Consider the following 15,194-nt stretch of genomic DNA (forward strand, 5'->3'; position numbering starts at 1 on the left):
GGGTGCGTGGCAGACGCGCCGCGGGCGCCGCCGCGGTCGGGGCCGCCGCCGCGGCGGCGGCCGCGATCGCGGTGGCCGGGCCGTCCGGCCCGACGGGCACCGCAAATGCCGCCGGCGCGTCGCGCCCCTCCGGGTCGGTGTCGACCGTCGAAGAGGGCGTGCTGACGTCGCAGGTCTCCGCCTCGGGCAGCGTCGGCTACGCCGCGCACTCCGACGGCTCGCCGTGGGTCCTCGTCAACCAGGCCGCCGGCGTCTACACCGGGCTCCCGCAGGCCGGCGACGTCAAGGGCTGCGGCGAGGTGGTCTACCGAGTCGACAACGAGCCGGTGGTCCTGGTCTGCGGGCGCACACCGCTGTACCGGGCGCTGTCGCGCGGCATGACCGGCCCAGACGTCCGCGAGCTCAACCGCACGCTCGTGCGCCTCGGCTACGCCGACGCGGACGAGCTCGACCCCGGCTCCGACGACTTCACCTGGCACACGACCGAGGCGCTGCGAGACCTCCAGGAGGACCGCGGCGCCGACGAGACCGGGACGCTGGCGCCGTCAGCCGCCGTGGTGGCGCCCGGCCGGCTGCGCGTCACGAAGGTCACCGGGACGCTCGGCACCCCGGCGCGCCCGGGAGCGCCGCTGGCCCAGGCCACGTCGACGCGCCGGCAGGTCGAGGTCGACCTCGACGCCTCCGACGCCGCGGGCGTCGGCGAGGGCGACCGCGCGGACGTCACGCTGCCCGACAACACGACGGCGCGCGGGCGCGTCACCGAGGTGGGGACCGTCGCGACCGCCGACACGGGCCAGGGCGCCGGCGGCGACGCCACGCCCAAGCTCCCCGTGCACATCACGCTCGACGACCGCGGCAAGGTCGCCGGCCTCGACCAGGCGCCGGTCCAGGTCCAGCTCACGACCGCCCGCATCAAGGACGCGCTGAGCGTGCCGGTCACGGCGCTGATCGCGCAGGCCGGCGGCGGCTACGCCGTCGAGGTCGCCGGGGCCTCGGGACCCCCGCGGCGCGTGCCGGTCCAGCTCGGTCTCTTCGACCACGCGCACGGGCTCGTGCAGGTCACCGGCTCCGGGCTGGCCGCCGGGCAGAAGGTGGTGACCCCGGCCGCATGACGTCGCTGCCCACCATGACCGCGGCTGCGGCGGCCGGCGCGGCCGCCCCGCGCGCCGTCCTCGAGCTCGAGAACGTCACCAAGTCCTACGGGTCGGAGCCGCCGGTGCAGGCGCTGGGCGGCGTCAGCCTCACCGTCGCGGCCGGCGAGCTGCTCGCCATCGTCGGGCCGTCCGGCTCGGGGAAGACGACGCTGCTGCACATCATCGGCACGCTGGACCGGCCGACATCCGGGACGGTCCGCGTCGACGGCGTCGACGTCGCCGACCTCGACGACCGTGGGCTCGCGGCGCTGCGTGCGCGAAGCATCGGGTTCGTCTTCCAGCAGTTCTTCCTCGCCGAGCACTCGACCGTGCTGGAGAACGTCGCCGACGGCCTGCTCTATGCCGGCGCCGGCGTCGCCGAGCGGCGCGAGCGCGCGGCGGCGGCGCTGGACGCGGTTGGCCTCGGCGACCGCAAGGGGTTCCGCCCCGGAAAGCTCTCGGGCGGGCAGCGCCAGCGCGTGGCGATCGCCCGCGCGCTCGTCGGCCGTCCCGCGATCCTGCTCGCCGACGAGCCGACCGGCAACCTCGACAGCGCCTCGGGCGCCGCGATCATGGAGCTGCTCGACGGGCTGAGCGCGGCCGGCGCGACGATCGTGGTCATCACCCACGACCGCGAGCTCGCCGCCGGCATGCCGAGGCACGTTGAAGTCCTCGACGGCCGCATCGTGCACGACAGCGCGCTCCCGGAGGCGGCATGAGCGGCGCACGCAAGCGCGCGTTGACGCCGGCGCGGCTGCGCGCCGGCGACGTCGCGCGCGTGGCCGGCGTGGGCCTGCGCACCCGCCCGCTGCGCGCCGGCCTGTCGGCGCTCGGCATCGCGATCGGCGTGGCGGCGATCGTCGCCGTGCTCGGGCTGTCGTCCTCGTCGCAGGCGGGCCTGCTGGCCGAGATCGACCGGCTCGGCACCAACCTGCTGACCGCGAGCAAGGGCCAGACGTTCGCCGGCGAGGAGGCCCAGCTGCCCACGACCGCGACGCGGATGATCGGGGGCGTCGCGGGCGTGCAGGACGTCGCGGACACCGCCACCCTGCCCGGCGTCAAGGTGTTCCGCAGCCCGCTCATCTCCAGCGCCCAGACCAACGGCCTCGTCGTGCAGGCGGCGAGCCTTGACCTCCTGCCGATCGTCGCGACCAGGGTCGCACAGGGGCGCTGGCTCGACGCGGCGATCGCGACCGAGCCGGTCGTCGTGCTCGGCGCCGCGGCCGCCGAGCGGATGGGCGTCGACCGCGTCGTGCCGGGCGACCGCGTGTGGCTCGGTGGCCAGTGGTTCACCGTCGCGGGGATCCTCGCGCCGGCGGTGCTCGCCCCGGAGATCGACACGAGCGCCCTCGTGGGGTACCCGGCGGCCCGACGCTACCTGCACTACACGAGCACCGTCGGTGGGCGGGTGACCTCGGGTCCGCCGACGACGGTGTACGTGCGCGCCGACACCGCACGGGTGGAGGCGGTACAGGGCCTACTCGCCCAGACCGCCAATCCCGAGGCGCCCAACGAGGTCGACGTCAGCCAGCCGTCCTCGGCGCTCACCGCGCGGGCGGCGGCCAAGAGCGCGACGAACAGCCTCTTCCTCGGCCTCGGCGCGGTGGCGCTGCTCGTCGGGGCGGTGGGCGTCGCCAACATCATGATCATCGCCGTGCTGGAGCGACGCTCGGAGATCGGGCTGCGCCGCGCGCTCGGCGCGACGCGGGGGCAGATCCGGACGCAGTTCCTGGTCGAGGCGATCGTGCTCGCGCTGCTGGGCGGCGCGGTCGGGGTCGGCCTCGGTGCACTGGCGACCGCCGTCTACGCCGACGTCAAGGGCTGGGCCGTGGTCATCCCCGCCTCGGCCTGGGCGGGCGGCATGGGCGCTGCCGTGGCCATCGGCGCCGTGGCAGGGCTCGCCCCGGCGCTGCGCGCGGCGCGCCTGTCGCCGACGGAGGCGCTGCGGACGGTGTGAGGGACGCGTCGCGCGGCGCCCGCTCAGGCGGCGGGCCGCGCGACGCGGTAGCCCACGCCCGGCAGCGTCTCGATCGCACTCGGGTTGTCGAGCTTGCGTCGCAGCCGGCTGATCGTGACCTGGACGGTCTTCGTGAACGGGTCCGCGTTCTCGTCCCAGGCGCGCTCGAGCAACTCCTCGGCGCTCACGGCGCGCGGCGCGGCCCGCAGCAGCGCGTCGAGGACCGCGAACTCCTTGGCCGACAGCGCCAGCGGCCGCCCGTCGTCGGATGCGGTGCGGGCCAGCGGGTCGAGCTCGAGGCCGGCCGCTCGCAGCACCCGCGCCTGCGCCTGCGGCCGGCGGCGGGCGAGCGCACGGACGCGCAGGACCAGCTCGGGGAAGTGGAAGGGCTTCGGCAGGTAGTCGTCGGCACCGAGCGCCAGGCCGGCGACACGCTCGCCCGGCGCGCCGGATGCCGTGAGCATCAGGACCATCGCGGGGTGCTCGCTGTCGACCACCATCCGGCAGACCGTGTCGCCGTGCATGCCGGGCAGGTCCCGGTCCAGGACGACCACGTCGTAGTCGTGCAGCTGCAGCTTGGCCGCAGCGTCGATGCCGTCGTAGACGACGTCGACGGCCATTGCCTGATCGCGCAGCCCCTCGGTGATGTCGTCGGCGAGGCGGCGGACGTCTTCGACGACAAGAACCCTCATCGCCGCGCATGATCGCGGGCGGGGGTAACAGGGAGGTAACGGCGCGCGGATCGCCCCTGCCGTGGATCCGATGCGCCGCCTGGTGTCCTCGCACCTGGACATCAGCGCCGCCGCACGGCGGACGCTGGACCCGGGAGTGACGTGGCGGGGCTGGCACCTGCCGGCCCTGTTCGAGGCCGCGGTGATCGTGGCGCTCGGCCTGGCCATGCTCGGGATCGCGATCTGGGAGTTCTCGGCCAGCGAGTAGCGGTGGCCGGCCGCCGTCCGCGACATGATGGTGGTGATGGCTCCAGACGACGCACCCGACGACGCCGGCGCCGAGCGGCCCGTGTCCTATTGGGCCTACCTGGGCCTCGACGAGATCCTCGCCGCGCAGCGGCCACGTTCCGACGAGCACGACGAGATGCTGTTCATCGTCATCCACCAGGTCTCCGAGCTGTGGTTCAAGCAGCTGCTGCACGAGCTCGCGCACCTGCAGCGCAGGCTCGAGGCCGGCGACGCGACGAGCGCCCTGCACACGCTGCGGCGCGCGCTCGCGATCCTCAAGACGCTCGTCGGCCAGATGGACGTCCTGGAGACGCTGACGCCGCGGCAGTTCCGTAGCTTCCGCGACCGCCTCGGGCCGGCCAGCGGCTTCCAGTCGGCCCAGTTCCGCGAGCTGGAGGCCGTGCTCGGCGGTCGCGACGAGCGGGGCCTGGCGTCGCACGCGGTCGACGGGCCCGCCCACCGGGCCATCAGCGCGGCGATGACGCGCCCCGCGGTCTTCGACTCGCTGCTGCGCTACCTGCGCGGATGCGGCTACGAGGTGCCCGCCGAGGCGCTTCACCGCGACGTCAGCACGGAGTACGAGTCGCACGCCGGCGTGCAGGAGGTGCTGCTGCGGGTCTACGGCGACGAGCGCCTCGGCGCGCAGATCTGCGAGCGGATGGTCGACGTCGACGAGGGCGTGCAGGAATGGCGCTACCGCCACGTCAAGCTCATCGAGCGCACGATCGGCGGGCAGCCCGGCACGGGCGGCTCGGCCGGCGCCGAGTACCTGCGCCGCACGCTGTTCCGCCCGTCGTTTCCCGATCTGTGGGCGGTGCGCAGCCGCCTGTGATCGCGCTGGACGACCTGCGTCGCAGCCCGAACGCCCTCGCGCCGCACTACTCGCGCTTCGGCGTCGCCGACCGGCTGCTGCTGTCGGGCCACTCCCACCAGGCATGGCCCGACGTCGCCCGCGAGGGGCAGCTCGAGGCGTTCGACGACGCGGCGCGCCACGCCGACGAGAAGTGGGCGCTCGCCTTCGCCAAGGCCGACAGGGTCCGCGACGGCTTCCGCGCGCTCCTCGACGATCCGGCGGCGGAGATCGCGCTCGGCGTCAACACGCACGAGCTCGTCGTGCGGTTCCTGTCATCCCTCGACCTGCGCCGGCGGCCGCGCCTGGTGACCACCGACGGCGAGTTCCACACGCTGCGCCGCCAGCTCGACCGGGCCGCCGAGGCCGGCCTGGAGGTCGTCCGCGTCGCGGCCGCGCCGGCCGACACGCTCGGACAGCGGCTGGCCGCCGCGATCGACGATCGCACCGCCGCGGTCCTGGCCTCCGCGGTCCTCTTCGAGACCGGCGGCGTCGTCGGTGACCTCCGCGCCGCGGCGCAGGGGGCGGCGCGTCACGGAGCCGAGCTGCTCGTCGACGTCTACCACGCGCTCGGCCCCGTGCCGTTCTCGATCCGCGACGAGGGGCTCGAGCAGGCGTGGATCGTCGGCGGCGGCTACAAGTACCTGCAGCTCGGCGAGGGCAACTGCTTCCTGCGCGTGCCCGCGCACGCCGGCGCGCTGCGCCCCGCGGTGACCGGCTGGTACGCGGAGTTCGGCGCGCTGGCCGAGCGCCGGGCCGGCGAGCGCGTCGCCTACGGCCGCGGCGCGCAGCGCTTCGCCGGCGCGACCTATGACCCCACGAGCCACTATCGCGGCGCCCGCGTCCTGCGCTTCTTCGCCGAGCAGCAGATGACCCCGGCGCTGCTGCGCGACAGCTACCGCCACCAGGTCGCGCGGCTCGCGCACGGCTTCGACGCGCTCGACCTGCCGGCGGCCGTCGTCAGCCGTGACCGCTCCACGCCGCCGGGGCGGATCGGCGGCTTCCTCGCGCTGCGATCGGCCCACGCGGGCACGCTGCGGGACGCGCTGGCCCGCCGCGGCGTGCTGACCGACAGCCGCGGCGAGTTCCTGCGGCTGGGCCCCGCGCCCTACCTGTCCGACGCGCAGCTGGACGCCGCGATCGGGGCGCTGGGCGACGCCGTGGCGTCCCTGGGCTGAGGTCGGCTCCTCAGAACGCGGCCGCGCCGGCCTCGGCGACCTCCTGGTCCTGCTCGACGGACCCGCCGCTGACCCCGATGGCACCGACCACGCGGCCGTCGGAGACGAGCGGGATCCCGCCGGCGAACACGATCACGCGCCCGCGGTTGCTGGCCTCGATCCCGTACAGCGGGCCGCCCGGCTGGGCCAGCGGCGCCAGGTCCTTGGTCGGCATGTCGAACGCGCGCGCGGTATAGGCCTTGCTCTGCGCGATGTCGATCGAGCCCAGCCACGCGTCGTCCATGCGGGCGAAGGCGACGAGGTTGCCGCCTTCGTCGATGACCGCGATGTTCATCGGCACGCCGATCTCCGTGGCCTTGACCCGCGCGGCCTCGAGAATGGCCTGACCGCCGCTGAGCGTGACCGTCCGTGCCGACCGGGTCGCAGTCCCGCCGTCGTTGTTGGTGTTGGTGGAGAGTGCCACTGCTGCCTCCTGGTGTGGTGTTGGTGGTTTGGTGACGTGTTCTCAGAGATGCGCCGGTCGCTTCGTCGTGCGATGCAGGAACCGATCGGTCTGCGCGGACTCGCGTGCCGAGACGACGCGGTCGTGATGCGGCGAGAGCCGGCAGACCGGATCCGCGGCCGCCGCGTCGCCGGTGAGCCGCAGCGCCTGGCAGCGGCAGCCGCCCCAGTCCACCTCCTGGCGTCCGAGCGGGCACGTGCGGCACGGCTCCTGCATCCAGTCGGTCCCGCGGAAGCGCGCGAAGGCGTCGGACTCGTTCCAGATCCAGTCCAGCGGATGCTCGCGGACGTTGGCGAGCTGCAGCCCCGGGATCGTCGACGCCGCCTGGCAGGGCAGCACGTCGCCGTTGGGCGCGACCACCATCGCCGTCGCGCCCCACCCGCCCATGCACGGCTTCGGCAGCTCCTCGTAGAAGTCGGGGAGCACCCAGAGGACGTCGACCTTCGGGCCGACACGCTCGCGGAAGCGCTGGACCGCCTCCTCCCCGCGCCGCAGCTGCTCCCACGACGGCATGAGCGCCTCCTGATTCGGGACGGCCCAGCCGTAGTACTGCGTGTTGGCCAGCTCGAGCCGCTGCGCCCCGAGCTCGAGCGCGAGGTCGAGCAGCTCGGCGATCCGATCGAGGTTCTGGCGGTGCAGGACGCAGTTGATCGTCAGCGGGAAGTCGAGCTCCTTCGCCAGGCGCGCGGCCGCGATCTTCTTCGCGAACGACCGGTTCCCGGCGATGCGGTCGTTGTCCTCGGCGTTCGGGCTCTGGAGCGAGATCTGCACGTGGTCGAGCCCGGCCGACTTGAGCGCCTCCGCGCGCTCGCGCGTGAAGAGCGTGCCGGCGGTGATCAGCGACGAGTACAGACCGGCGTCGCGCGCGGCCGCGCACAGCTGGACGAGATCGCGGCGCAGCATCGGCTCGCCGCCGGTCAGCGCGAGCTGCAGGACGCCGAGCCGGCGCGCCTCGCGGAAGGTCCGGATCCAGTGCCCGGTCGCGAGCTCGGCGCGATGCGTCTCGCCGCCGATGTCGAGGGGGTTCGAGCAGTACGGGCAGTGCAGCGGGCACTGGTAGGACAGCTCGGCGACCAGCGTCAACGGCCTACGCTGCGGCATCGATCACCAGTCCTCGCTGGGTCATGGCGTCGACGAGCCCGCGGACGTCGTCGCGGAGATCGAAGCCCTCGTAGCGCGCAGAGAGGGCGATGACGATCTCATCGAGCGACCGCTTCCCGTTGCACAGCTCGAGCACCTCGGCCGCGGTGGGATTGAGCCGCACGAGACCCTCGGGGACCAGCAGCACGTGCTCCCCGCGCACCTCGTCATACAGAAGCCGCGCGCCGGTGACGAGGCGCGGACGCGTCATCCGTCCGGCCCCGGCGGCTGCGTGTCGCCGCGGTCGATGGCGTCCAGCTGCGCCCACAGCATCTCGGTCTTGAAGCGGAGCGCAGCGACGGCAGCCTCTTGCTGCTCGTGCGTCCGGCAGCGCCAGAGCGTGAGGTGAAGGGCGTACTGCGCGTCGCGTGGCGCCTTCACGAGCCGTGTGCGGAAGTACTCGAGCCCCGCGGGATCGATCCACGCGTAGTGGCGCTCGAGCGCCTCGAGCCGCACGCGGATCGCGGCCGGCCCGAACAGCTCGGTGAGCGAGGACGCGACCGCTTCGATCCACGGCCTCTGGCGCGCGAAGTTCACGTAGGCGTCGACGGCGTAGCGCACGGCCGGGACGACGCGCTGCTCGGACAGCAGCTCTCCTCGCGAGACGCCGAGCGCCTCGCCGAGCCGCAGCCACGACTCGATGCCGCCCGTTCCGTCGGTCGCTCCGTCGTGGTCGATGATGCGCCGCACCCACTCGCGCCGGACCGCGACCTCGGGGCAGTTCGAGAGGATCGCCGCGTCCTTCAACGGGATGCACTTCTGGTAGTAGAAGCGGTTCGCCACCCAGCGCCGCAGCTCGTCGGGCGTGAGGTCTCCCGCGTCCATGCGCCGGTGGAACGGATGCTGGTCGTGGTAGCGCGTGCCCTGCGCGCGCAGGCGGGCGATGAACTCCTCGGGGCGCCATGGCGCGCGCGCGCCCGTCGGTCTCGTGGCGCTCTCGGTCATAGCTCGATCTCGAGGCCGTCGTAGGCGACTTCCACGCCCGCGCGGCGGACCGCGTCGCGTTCGGGAGAGTCCTCGAGCAGGATGGGGTTCGTGTTGTTGATGTGGACGACCGCCTTGCGGGGTCGCTCCAGTCGCGCGAGCTCCTCGAGCGTTCCTTCTGGCCCCGAGAGCGGCACGTGTCCCATGTCGCGCGCGCTGCGCGGCGAGATGCCGAGCCGGGCGAGCTCGTCGTCGTGCCAGAAGGTCCCGTCGACGAGCGCGAGATCGCTGGTTCCGAGCCGGGTCAGGACGCCGTCGTCCAATCGGGCGAGGCCGGGGACGTAGGTCACGACGCCGCCGCCGGCGCTGTCGCGGAAGACGAATCCGGTCGCCCCGAGCTCGACGTCTGACCCGTCCAGGTAGCGCGGTGCGTCGCCGCCCACCGGGAACGACTCGACGGTCAGGCTCGACCCCTCGAGCGGCCGCGCGCACCCGGGTTCAAGGGTCTGCCACTCGACCCCGCAATACCGTTCCAGAATGGTCAGCACCGGATACCCGCTCCGCAGCGCGCGCTCGACGCCCTCATCGCCGAACACGCGCACGGGCGTCGTCGACTCGCGCAGGAGCAGCAGCCCTGCCGTGTGGTCGATCTCCGCATCGGTCAGGAGCACGCCCGCGACCGGCGGCGTGCGGACGCCGTCGACCTGCCGTGGCGTGAGCGTCTCGAGCTGCTGGCGCAGATCCGGCGAGGCGTTGACGAGAAACCACGGGCCCTCGTCGCCGCGGATCGCCAGCGACGATTGCGTACGGGGGCGCGCCCCCACACGCGCCCGTGCGGCCTCGCACATCGCGCATCGGCAGTTCCACTGTGGAAAGCCGCCGCCGGCGGCCGAGCCGAGAAGGTGAACACGCACGTGGCAGAGGAGGCGGGACGCGGGAGGCACCGGGCCTCACGGCGGCCGCAGCCTTCTATCGGTGGTGCAGGTAGGACGTGACTTCTGAGCAAAGGTCCACGAACTCGAACTCCGGCTTGATCCACGCCATAAGACCCTCTCCATCGGTAGAACCCGCGTGGTCGAGCAGGACGCTCCGGAACGCGGGCTTGACTCGGAGGGAATCTGCCCGCAACACCCGCCGACGGGCATCGTCCCGGGGGCCAGTGCGTCCCAGCCCTTGGACGAGACCACGCCCGAGGGGCAGCGCACGCCGTGCGCAAGGACGGGCCTCCGGCACAGCCGTGGCGACCACGATGCGCAGCATCGAGCCGAACCGATGCACGTCGCCGTAGCCGCGGCCGACCCGTACGCCGTCGGCGCCGACCTCGTCGCGGCCGCGGTGGGCCCGCGCGCCTCGCAGCTCGGTGCCCCCCCGCGCGCGGTTGCGGATGCCGATCCGGTCGCGATCGTGTACGGGAACCCCACCGACCCCGCGCCGCTCGCCGTCGTCGCGCTCGAGCCGGACGTCGACGGACTGCGGACGGCTGCGGCGCGGGCGGTGCGCGCGTGCCGGGGCGGCGGGACCGTCGCGTGGGCACTCGACACGTCCTTGCCGCTCCCCGTCGCAGAGCAGGTCCGCGCGCTGGCCGAAGGCGCCGTCGTCGGCGGCTACGAGGCCCGCCGTTGGCGCAGCGGCGAGCGGCCGCGCGGCGTCGAGCGCTTCGTGATCTGCGGCTGCGACGACGATCTCGCGCCCGTGGCCGACCGCGCAGCGCTCGTCGCGCGCTGGACGAACGTCGCCCGCGAGCTGGTCGACGCGCCTCCGAACGTCATCTCACCGGCGGGGCTCGCGGAGCGGGCGACCGCCTTCCCGGGGCTTCGGGCCGAGACCGTCGACCCCGGCGAGGCCGGGCTCGGCGCGCTCGCCGCCGTCGGCGCGAGCAGCCCGGCGCGGCCGCTGCTCCTCGTGCTCCGGCACGAGCCGCGCGACGCGCCGGACGCACCGCGGCTGGCGCTCGTCGGGAAGGCGGTCACGTTCGACACGGGCGGCTACTTCCTGAAGCCACAGGCAGACATCGTCCGCCAGAAGGCCGACATGGCGGGCGGCGCGGCGGTCGTGGCGGCGCTGGGCGCGATCGCCGAGCTCGGCCTCCCCCTGTCGGTCACCGGTGTCGTGCCGGCCTGCGAGAACATGCTGAGCGGCAGCGCGATCCGGCCCACCGACGTCGTCAGGACCGCTGCCGGGCTCACGGTCGAGGTGACCAATCCCGACGCCGAGGGGCGCCTGATCCTGGCCGACGCGCTGTGGTACGCACGCCGCGACGGCGCGACCCACCTCGTCGACCTCGCGACGCTGACGGGCGCCTTGCGCGCAGGCATGGGCGACCTCTACGCCGGCGTCTTCGCGGCCGACGAGTCGTGGCGTGACGCCGTCGTCGAAGCGGGCAACGCCAGTGGCGACCTCGCCTGGCCGTGGCCGCTTCACCCGCGCTATCGACCGCTGATCGACTCGACCGTGGCCGACCTGCGCAACACCGCCGGAAAGAGCTTCGGCTTCCCGATCGTCGCCGCGACGTTCTTGCAGCAGTTCGCCGGCGACGGGCCCTGGGCGCACGTCGACATGCTGGGCCCCGCGTTGGTCGACGACGATCGCGGCGACGCGTTCGGCCCGGGCGCGACCGGCTACGGCGTCCGCATGCTCATCGAGCTCGCCACGCGGCTGAGCACGGCGGCCGGAGCATGAGTTGGTCGCGGGGCCGGTCCGATCCGGCACACGGGACAGCCGCCGGCGCGGACGTCGATGGCACGATTGAGCACGCCGTATCGAAGCCTTCAACAACGACCCCGAGGGGTTGCCATGAACGAGATGGACGCCCTCGCCGGGCTACATGGATCAGACAGGCAGGTCGGGTCGATGCTGGGTCGGCTGCCGCTCCGCGGACGCCGCCTCGGATACGCCGCGGAGGGACCTGACGGCCGCCTCCGCGGCCGCGTGCGGATCCCGCTCGACGAGATGGTCTGGGATCCCGCCATCCTCGTCATGCCCCACGGGGGTGAGATCGAGCTCGAGCTCACCAACGACGACCAGAACACGCATTGCGCGCTCTTGCCGAGCAACGGCGACCACCAGTTCCTCTGGCTGCCGAACAACTCGCGCGGAACCGCCACCCTCGAGCTCGACGGCCCGGGTTGCTACTGGTTCAGCTCGATCATCGGCAACGACGAAGGCCAAGGCCTGATCGGGGCGATCGTCGTGCAGGGCAGCACTCCGCCGGAGGCTCGCCTCGACCGCCCGCCGCAGCCACGATCGTAGAAGGAGCACGTGATGACAGACAGCTACGTAGATGCAGGCCATGCCGTCGATCAGGCATCGCTGAGCGGCGTCGTCGGGAGTGCGCCGCCCGTGGTCCGGGACGTCACGTACGACCGGATTCGCGAGGCCCGCTCGGAACCGCAGAACTGGCTCACGTACTACGGCGCCTACGACGGGCAGCGCTACAGCCCGCTGGACCACGTCAACACCGAGAACGTCCGCCGGCTCGCTCCCGCGTGGGTGTTCCAGGCCGGCGCGTCCGGCCTGTACGCGGGTCCGTCGACGTACTCGTTCGAGGCCGCCCCGCTCGTGGTGGACGGCGTCATGTACGTCTCGGGCTGGGATGGCTGGGTCTGGGCCCTGGACGGCCGGACCGGGCAGGAGCTGTGGCGCTACAAGCACGCGATCCCGTCCGACACGCAGCTCTGCTGCGGCAACGTGAACCGCGGCGTCGCCGTGGCGAAGGGCAAGGTCTTCGTCGTCACCCTGAACGCGCATGTGCTCGCGCTCGATGCCGAGACGGGCGAGTGCGTGTGGGACAAGACGTACGGTGACGTGCAGGCCGGGGAAAGCGGCACGGTCGCTCCTCTGGTCGTGAAGGACCTGGTCATCGTCGGGAGCTCCGGCGGGGAGTTCGGCGTGCGCGGTCACCTCGACGCGTTCGACGTCGACACCGGACGGCACGTCTGGCGCACGTACACCGTGCCGCGGCCCGGGGAGCCCGGGTCCGAGACCTGGCCGGCGGATGGCGAAGCCTGGGCACGAGGTGGTGGAAACCTGTGGGTCACCGGCACGTTCGACCCCGAGCTGAACCTCATGTACTGGGGGACCGGCAACCCGGCGCCGGACTTCGACGGGAGCGTCCGCGAGGGCGACAACCTCTACACGGACTCCGTCATCGCCGTGGATCCCGACAACGGCGAGATCCGCTGGCACTACCAGTACAACCCGCACGACCTGTGGGACTACGACAGCAACATGGAGCACATCCTGTTCGAGCTGGATGGGCGCAAGCTGCTCGGGCACTTCAACAAGAACGGGTACTTCTTCGTCCTGGACCGCACGAACGGCGAGCTGGTCCGCGTGACGCCCTTCGTCGACCGCATCACGTGGGGCGAGATCGACGCCGACGGCACGGTGACGGCCAAGGTGTTCCCTAAGGACGAGGGGGAGCCGGTCCGGTTCTGGCCAGGACCGGGCGGCGCGAAGGAATGGACGCACGCGGCGTACAGCCCCAGGACGCAGCTCTTCTACGTCCCGGTGCAGGACGTCGGCGCGGAGATCACGCTGCGCCACCGGGAGTTCAAGGAGGGCATCCCGTACTGGGGAGCGGGCGTCGTCGTGGACTCCAAGGACATGGCCGGGTCCGTGAGCGCCTTCGATCCCGCCACGGGCAAGGAGGTGTGGCGCTGGCGCAACGACGTGCCGATGTGCGCGTCGGTGCTGGCCACGGGCGGCGACCTCGTGTTCGCCGGTGAGCCGACGGGCGAGTTCAACGCCTTCGACGCCCGCACCGGCAAGCTGTTGTGGCAGTTCCAGACGGGAAGCGGCCACCACAGCAGCCCGACCACCTACAGCATCGACGGACGGCAGTACATCGCCGTGCCGGTCGGGTGGGGATCGTGGGTGGAGGGCTTCCTCCCCGGGATGTTCGGAGCGCCCCACGGAGACGCGCTCTTCGTCTTCGCGCTGCCCGAGGAGTAGCGGCAGCCTCGACCGCGACATCGCCGGTGACGAGATCACCGGGACGACGACATGATCGGCGATCTTCTCATTGTCGGGTTGACGCTCAGCCTGGACAACTTCCGCACCGCGATCGCCCTCGGGGGGCTTCGGCTCAAGTGGCGCCAGGCCGGCCAGGTCGCCCTGGCGTTCGGGTTCTGGGACGCCGTCGCACCGCTGGCGGGCATCCTCGTGGGGCATTACCTGGACAAGCGGATCGGCTCGGCAGCCGAGCATGTCGGGGCGCTCGCGCTGGGTGCGTACGGCCTGTACCTCCTCGTGCACGCGTGGCGCAGCGCGGCCCCGGAGGAGTTCGATCAACTCCGGGCGCTGCTCGGCCTCCCGCTGCCGTTGAGCCTGGACAACGTCGTCGCCGGCACGAGCCTGGGCCTGCTCGGGTTCTCCCCCTGGGTCACGGCTCCGATCTTCGGCGCGATCACGGCCGTCATGTCGTTCGTCGGGCTGCAGATCGGGCGAGCGGCGGCGAACGTCATCCGTGTTCGCTCGGACGTCCTGACCGGTGTGGCACTCGTGGTCATGGCCACGGTGCTGGGCCTGGGAAGCTGAGCAGGCGACCGGTCTTCTAGGACCGCTGCGTCAGCTCAGCCTCGAGCTCGGCCACCCGCTCCTTCGCCTCATGCAACCGCTGCCACAGTTCCGGGAAGGCCTGGGCATCGCGCCACAGCAACGCAATCTTGGCCAGATGCACAGCGACCTCCTCGTAGGCCAGCCGCTGCCCCCGCACCGCCGCCGCCAGCTCGCGCGGATCATCAGACACACGCAGCAGATCGCCCGCCTCCAGCGCGTCCTGGTCCTCGCGACGGCGAGCGGCGACCAACGCCTGCCCGACTCCCCGATCGGACGGGTGCGCGAACCCTGACGGCTCATAGCGCACGATCTCGAGGGCTCGACCCCAATACTCGCGCAGCCACCATTCCGACGCATACACCGCCGGACCCCAGCTGTCCTCGAAGCCGGCGCCGTAGTGCTCGATCAGCAGGCCGGTCGCAGCATCGTCCCACGGTTCGCCTCGAGCGCCGGCCGTGCCCTGGCTCCAGAGGCCGAGGCCGTGGATGCTGGCGACCAGCAGACCGCCGGGCTTGAGCAGTCGGCGCATCTCCAGCAGCCACGGCGCCCAATCGGTCAGGTGGCTGAACACCGACCCGCAGTAGATGAGGTCGAACGAGCCGTCCGGCTCGGGCAACGGCGGCATGGCCGCGCTCGCGTAGATCTCAACGCCTGGGTAGGCGTCGCGCGTCCACGCGATCGTTGGCTCGTGGACGTCGCAGCCGACCAGCGTCATGCCGTCGTCGATGTGCGGTGCGAACCACCGCAGAATGCGGCCGGAGCCACACCCGAAGTCCAGGACCCGCCGACCGGCCCACGTCCAGTCGGGCGGCAGCGCGGACACGATGTCCTGGTACCCGGCGCAGCCAACGCTTCGGAAGACCTCGGCGCGCTCGTCGCCGGTGGTGTAGTGGTCGGCCGAGACGCCGATGCGAATGATCAGGTCATCGGGCGGAATCGGCCCACGGTCGGTGACTTGCACGCGCAGGAGCCTATCGAGGGGCTCGTGCGAT

At 72.7% G+C, this 15,194-nt stretch carries 17 protein-coding genes; 10 read left to right on the top strand and 7 right to left on the bottom strand.

Features of this window, described 5'->3' with window-relative positions; all coding sequences use genetic code 11:
• Positions 1-2: 2 nt before the first annotated feature.
• From VK501_RS20450 to VK501_RS20460, 3 genes are read left to right on the top strand one after another with little or no spacing between them, the layout of a single operon-like run.
• On the top strand, positions 3-1,112 hold the full coding sequence (locus tag VK501_RS20450) for a peptidoglycan-binding protein (RefSeq protein WP_324340665.1): 1,110 nt from the start codon (positions 3-5) through the stop codon (positions 1,110-1,112).
• Positions 1,109-1,852, top strand: coding sequence for an ABC transporter ATP-binding protein (locus tag VK501_RS20455; protein WP_324340667.1), 744 nt, complete (start codon positions 1,109-1,111; stop codon positions 1,850-1,852). The genes VK501_RS20450 and VK501_RS20455 overlap by 4 nt, the downstream gene beginning before the upstream one ends.
• Positions 1,849-3,090 (top strand): ABC transporter permease, encoded by a 1,242-nt coding sequence (locus tag VK501_RS20460; protein WP_324340669.1) that lies wholly within the window; start codon positions 1,849-1,851, stop codon positions 3,088-3,090. The genes VK501_RS20455 and VK501_RS20460 overlap by 4 nt, the downstream gene beginning before the upstream one ends.
• 23 nt (positions 3,091-3,113) lie before the next feature.
• On the opposite strand, the gene VK501_RS20465 is transcribed toward VK501_RS20460, so the two are convergent.
• On the bottom strand, positions 3,114-3,782 hold the full coding sequence (locus tag VK501_RS20465; RefSeq protein WP_324340671.1) for a response regulator transcription factor: 669 nt from the start codon (positions 3,780-3,782) through the stop codon (positions 3,114-3,116).
• A gap of 61 nt (positions 3,783-3,843) precedes the next feature.
• Here VK501_RS20465 and VK501_RS20470 point away from each other — a divergent pair, with 61 nt between their 5' ends.
• Genes VK501_RS20470 through VK501_RS20480 form a run of 3 tightly spaced genes read left to right on the top strand, consistent with a single transcriptional unit; the run spans position 3,844 to position 6,077 of the window.
• Positions 3,844-4,029 (top strand): hypothetical protein, encoded by a 186-nt coding sequence (locus tag VK501_RS20470; protein ID WP_324340673.1) that lies wholly within the window; start codon positions 3,844-3,846, stop codon positions 4,027-4,029.
• A 36-nt stretch (positions 4,030-4,065) separates the two neighbouring features.
• Positions 4,066-4,881: a tryptophan 2,3-dioxygenase gene (locus VK501_RS20475; RefSeq protein ID WP_324340675.1), complete on the top strand. Its 816-nt coding sequence runs from the start codon at positions 4,066-4,068 to the stop codon at positions 4,879-4,881.
• Positions 4,878-6,077, top strand: coding sequence for a hypothetical protein (locus VK501_RS20480; RefSeq protein WP_324340676.1), 1,200 nt, complete (start codon positions 4,878-4,880; stop codon positions 6,075-6,077). Before VK501_RS20475 ends, VK501_RS20480 begins: the two co-directional genes overlap by 4 nt.
• Positions 6,078-6,087: 10 nt before the next feature.
• Here VK501_RS20480 and VK501_RS20485 read toward each other — a convergent pair whose 3' ends face one another.
• Genes VK501_RS20485 through pqqB form a run of 5 tightly spaced genes read right to left on the bottom strand, consistent with a single transcriptional unit; the run spans position 6,088 to position 9,557 of the window.
• Complete coding sequence (locus VK501_RS20485; RefSeq protein ID WP_324340677.1) at positions 6,088-6,540, bottom strand: heme-binding protein; 453 nt, start codon at positions 6,538-6,540, stop codon at positions 6,088-6,090.
• Positions 6,541-6,582: 42 nt separating this feature from the next.
• Complete coding sequence (gene pqqE, locus VK501_RS20490) at positions 6,583-7,680, bottom strand: pyrroloquinoline quinone biosynthesis protein PqqE (RefSeq protein WP_324340679.1); 1,098 nt, start codon at positions 7,678-7,680, stop codon at positions 6,583-6,585.
• On the bottom strand, positions 7,667-7,930 hold the full coding sequence (pqqD, locus tag VK501_RS20495) for a pyrroloquinoline quinone biosynthesis peptide chaperone PqqD (protein ID WP_324340681.1): 264 nt from the start codon (positions 7,928-7,930) through the stop codon (positions 7,667-7,669). The genes pqqE and pqqD overlap by 14 nt, the downstream gene beginning before the upstream one ends.
• Positions 7,927-8,664 carry a pyrroloquinoline-quinone synthase PqqC gene (gene pqqC, locus VK501_RS20500; RefSeq protein WP_324340683.1) on the bottom strand — a complete coding sequence of 246 codons (738 nt, stop codon included), beginning with the start codon at positions 8,662-8,664 and terminating at the stop codon, positions 7,927-7,929. Before pqqC ends, pqqD begins: the two co-directional genes overlap by 4 nt.
• Positions 8,661-9,557, bottom strand: a complete 897-nt coding sequence (gene pqqB, locus VK501_RS20505; protein ID WP_324340685.1) for a pyrroloquinoline quinone biosynthesis protein PqqB — start codon at positions 9,555-9,557, stop codon at positions 8,661-8,663. Before pqqB ends, pqqC begins: the two co-directional genes overlap by 4 nt.
• A 358-nt stretch (positions 9,558-9,915) precedes the next feature.
• Between pqqB and VK501_RS20510 the strand changes: the two genes are divergently transcribed.
• The 4 genes from VK501_RS20510 to VK501_RS20525 all read left to right on the top strand — a co-directional run bounded on the left by VK501_RS20510 (position 9,916) and on the right by VK501_RS20525 (position 14,181).
• Positions 9,916-11,322 carry a leucyl aminopeptidase family protein gene (locus tag VK501_RS20510; protein WP_324340687.1) on the top strand — a complete coding sequence of 469 codons (1,407 nt, stop codon included), beginning with the start codon at positions 9,916-9,918 and terminating at the stop codon, positions 11,320-11,322.
• Between the two features lie 114 nt (positions 11,323-11,436).
• Entirely contained in the window at positions 11,437-11,892 is a 456-nt protein-coding gene (locus VK501_RS20515; RefSeq protein ID WP_324340689.1) for an MSMEG_3727 family PQQ-associated protein, read from the top strand.
• A gap of 12 nt (positions 11,893-11,904) precedes the next feature.
• On the top strand, positions 11,905-13,596 hold the full coding sequence (locus VK501_RS20520) for a PQQ-dependent dehydrogenase, methanol/ethanol family (protein ID WP_324340690.1): 1,692 nt from the start codon (positions 11,905-11,907) through the stop codon (positions 13,594-13,596).
• Positions 13,597-13,647: 51 nt separating this feature from the next.
• A complete protein-coding gene (locus tag VK501_RS20525; RefSeq protein ID WP_324340692.1) occupies positions 13,648-14,181 on the top strand; it encodes a manganese efflux pump MntP family protein in 534 nt (177 codons plus the stop codon).
• 16 nt (positions 14,182-14,197) lie between these two features.
• On the opposite strand, the gene VK501_RS20530 is transcribed toward VK501_RS20525, so the two are convergent.
• Positions 14,198-15,163: a class I SAM-dependent methyltransferase gene (locus VK501_RS20530; protein ID WP_324340694.1), complete on the bottom strand. Its 966-nt coding sequence runs from the start codon at positions 15,161-15,163 to the stop codon at positions 14,198-14,200.
• Between the last annotated feature and the right edge of the window lie 31 nt (positions 15,164-15,194).

The organism is Baekduia sp. (assembly GCF_035318805.1).
Lineage (GTDB): Bacteria > Actinomycetota > Thermoleophilia > Solirubrobacterales > Solirubrobacteraceae > Baekduia.

Bases quoted from the DNA above. Each gene is read 5' to 3' on its own strand.
- VK501_RS20455 (WP_324340667.1), top strand. From the start codon at position 1,109: ATGACGTCGCTGCCCACCATGACCGCGGCTGCGGCGGCCGGCGCGGCC.
- VK501_RS20460 (WP_324340669.1), top strand. From the start codon at position 1,849: ATGAGCGGCGCACGCAAGCGCGCGTTGACGCCGGCGCGGCTGCGCGCC.
- VK501_RS20465 (WP_324340671.1), bottom strand. From the start codon at position 3,782: ATGAGGGTTCTTGTCGTCGAAGACGTCCGCCGCCTCGCCGACGACATC.
- VK501_RS20475 (WP_324340675.1), top strand. From the start codon at position 4,066: ATGGCTCCAGACGACGCACCCGACGACGCCGGCGCCGAGCGGCCCGTG.
- pqqE (WP_324340679.1), bottom strand. From the start codon at position 7,680: ATGCCGCAGCGTAGGCCGTTGACGCTGGTCGCCGAGCTGTCCTACCAG.
- pqqD (WP_324340681.1), bottom strand. From the start codon at position 7,930: ATGACGCGTCCGCGCCTCGTCACCGGCGCGCGGCTTCTGTATGACGAG.
- pqqC (WP_324340683.1), bottom strand. From the start codon at position 8,664: ATGACCGAGAGCGCCACGAGACCGACGGGCGCGCGCGCGCCATGGCGC.
- VK501_RS20510 (WP_324340687.1), top strand. From the start codon at position 9,916: ATGCACGTCGCCGTAGCCGCGGCCGACCCGTACGCCGTCGGCGCCGAC.
- VK501_RS20515 (WP_324340689.1), top strand. From the start codon at position 11,437: ATGAACGAGATGGACGCCCTCGCCGGGCTACATGGATCAGACAGGCAG.
- VK501_RS20520 (WP_324340690.1), top strand. From the start codon at position 11,905: ATGACAGACAGCTACGTAGATGCAGGCCATGCCGTCGATCAGGCATCG.
- VK501_RS20525 (WP_324340692.1), top strand. From the start codon at position 13,648: ATGATCGGCGATCTTCTCATTGTCGGGTTGACGCTCAGCCTGGACAAC.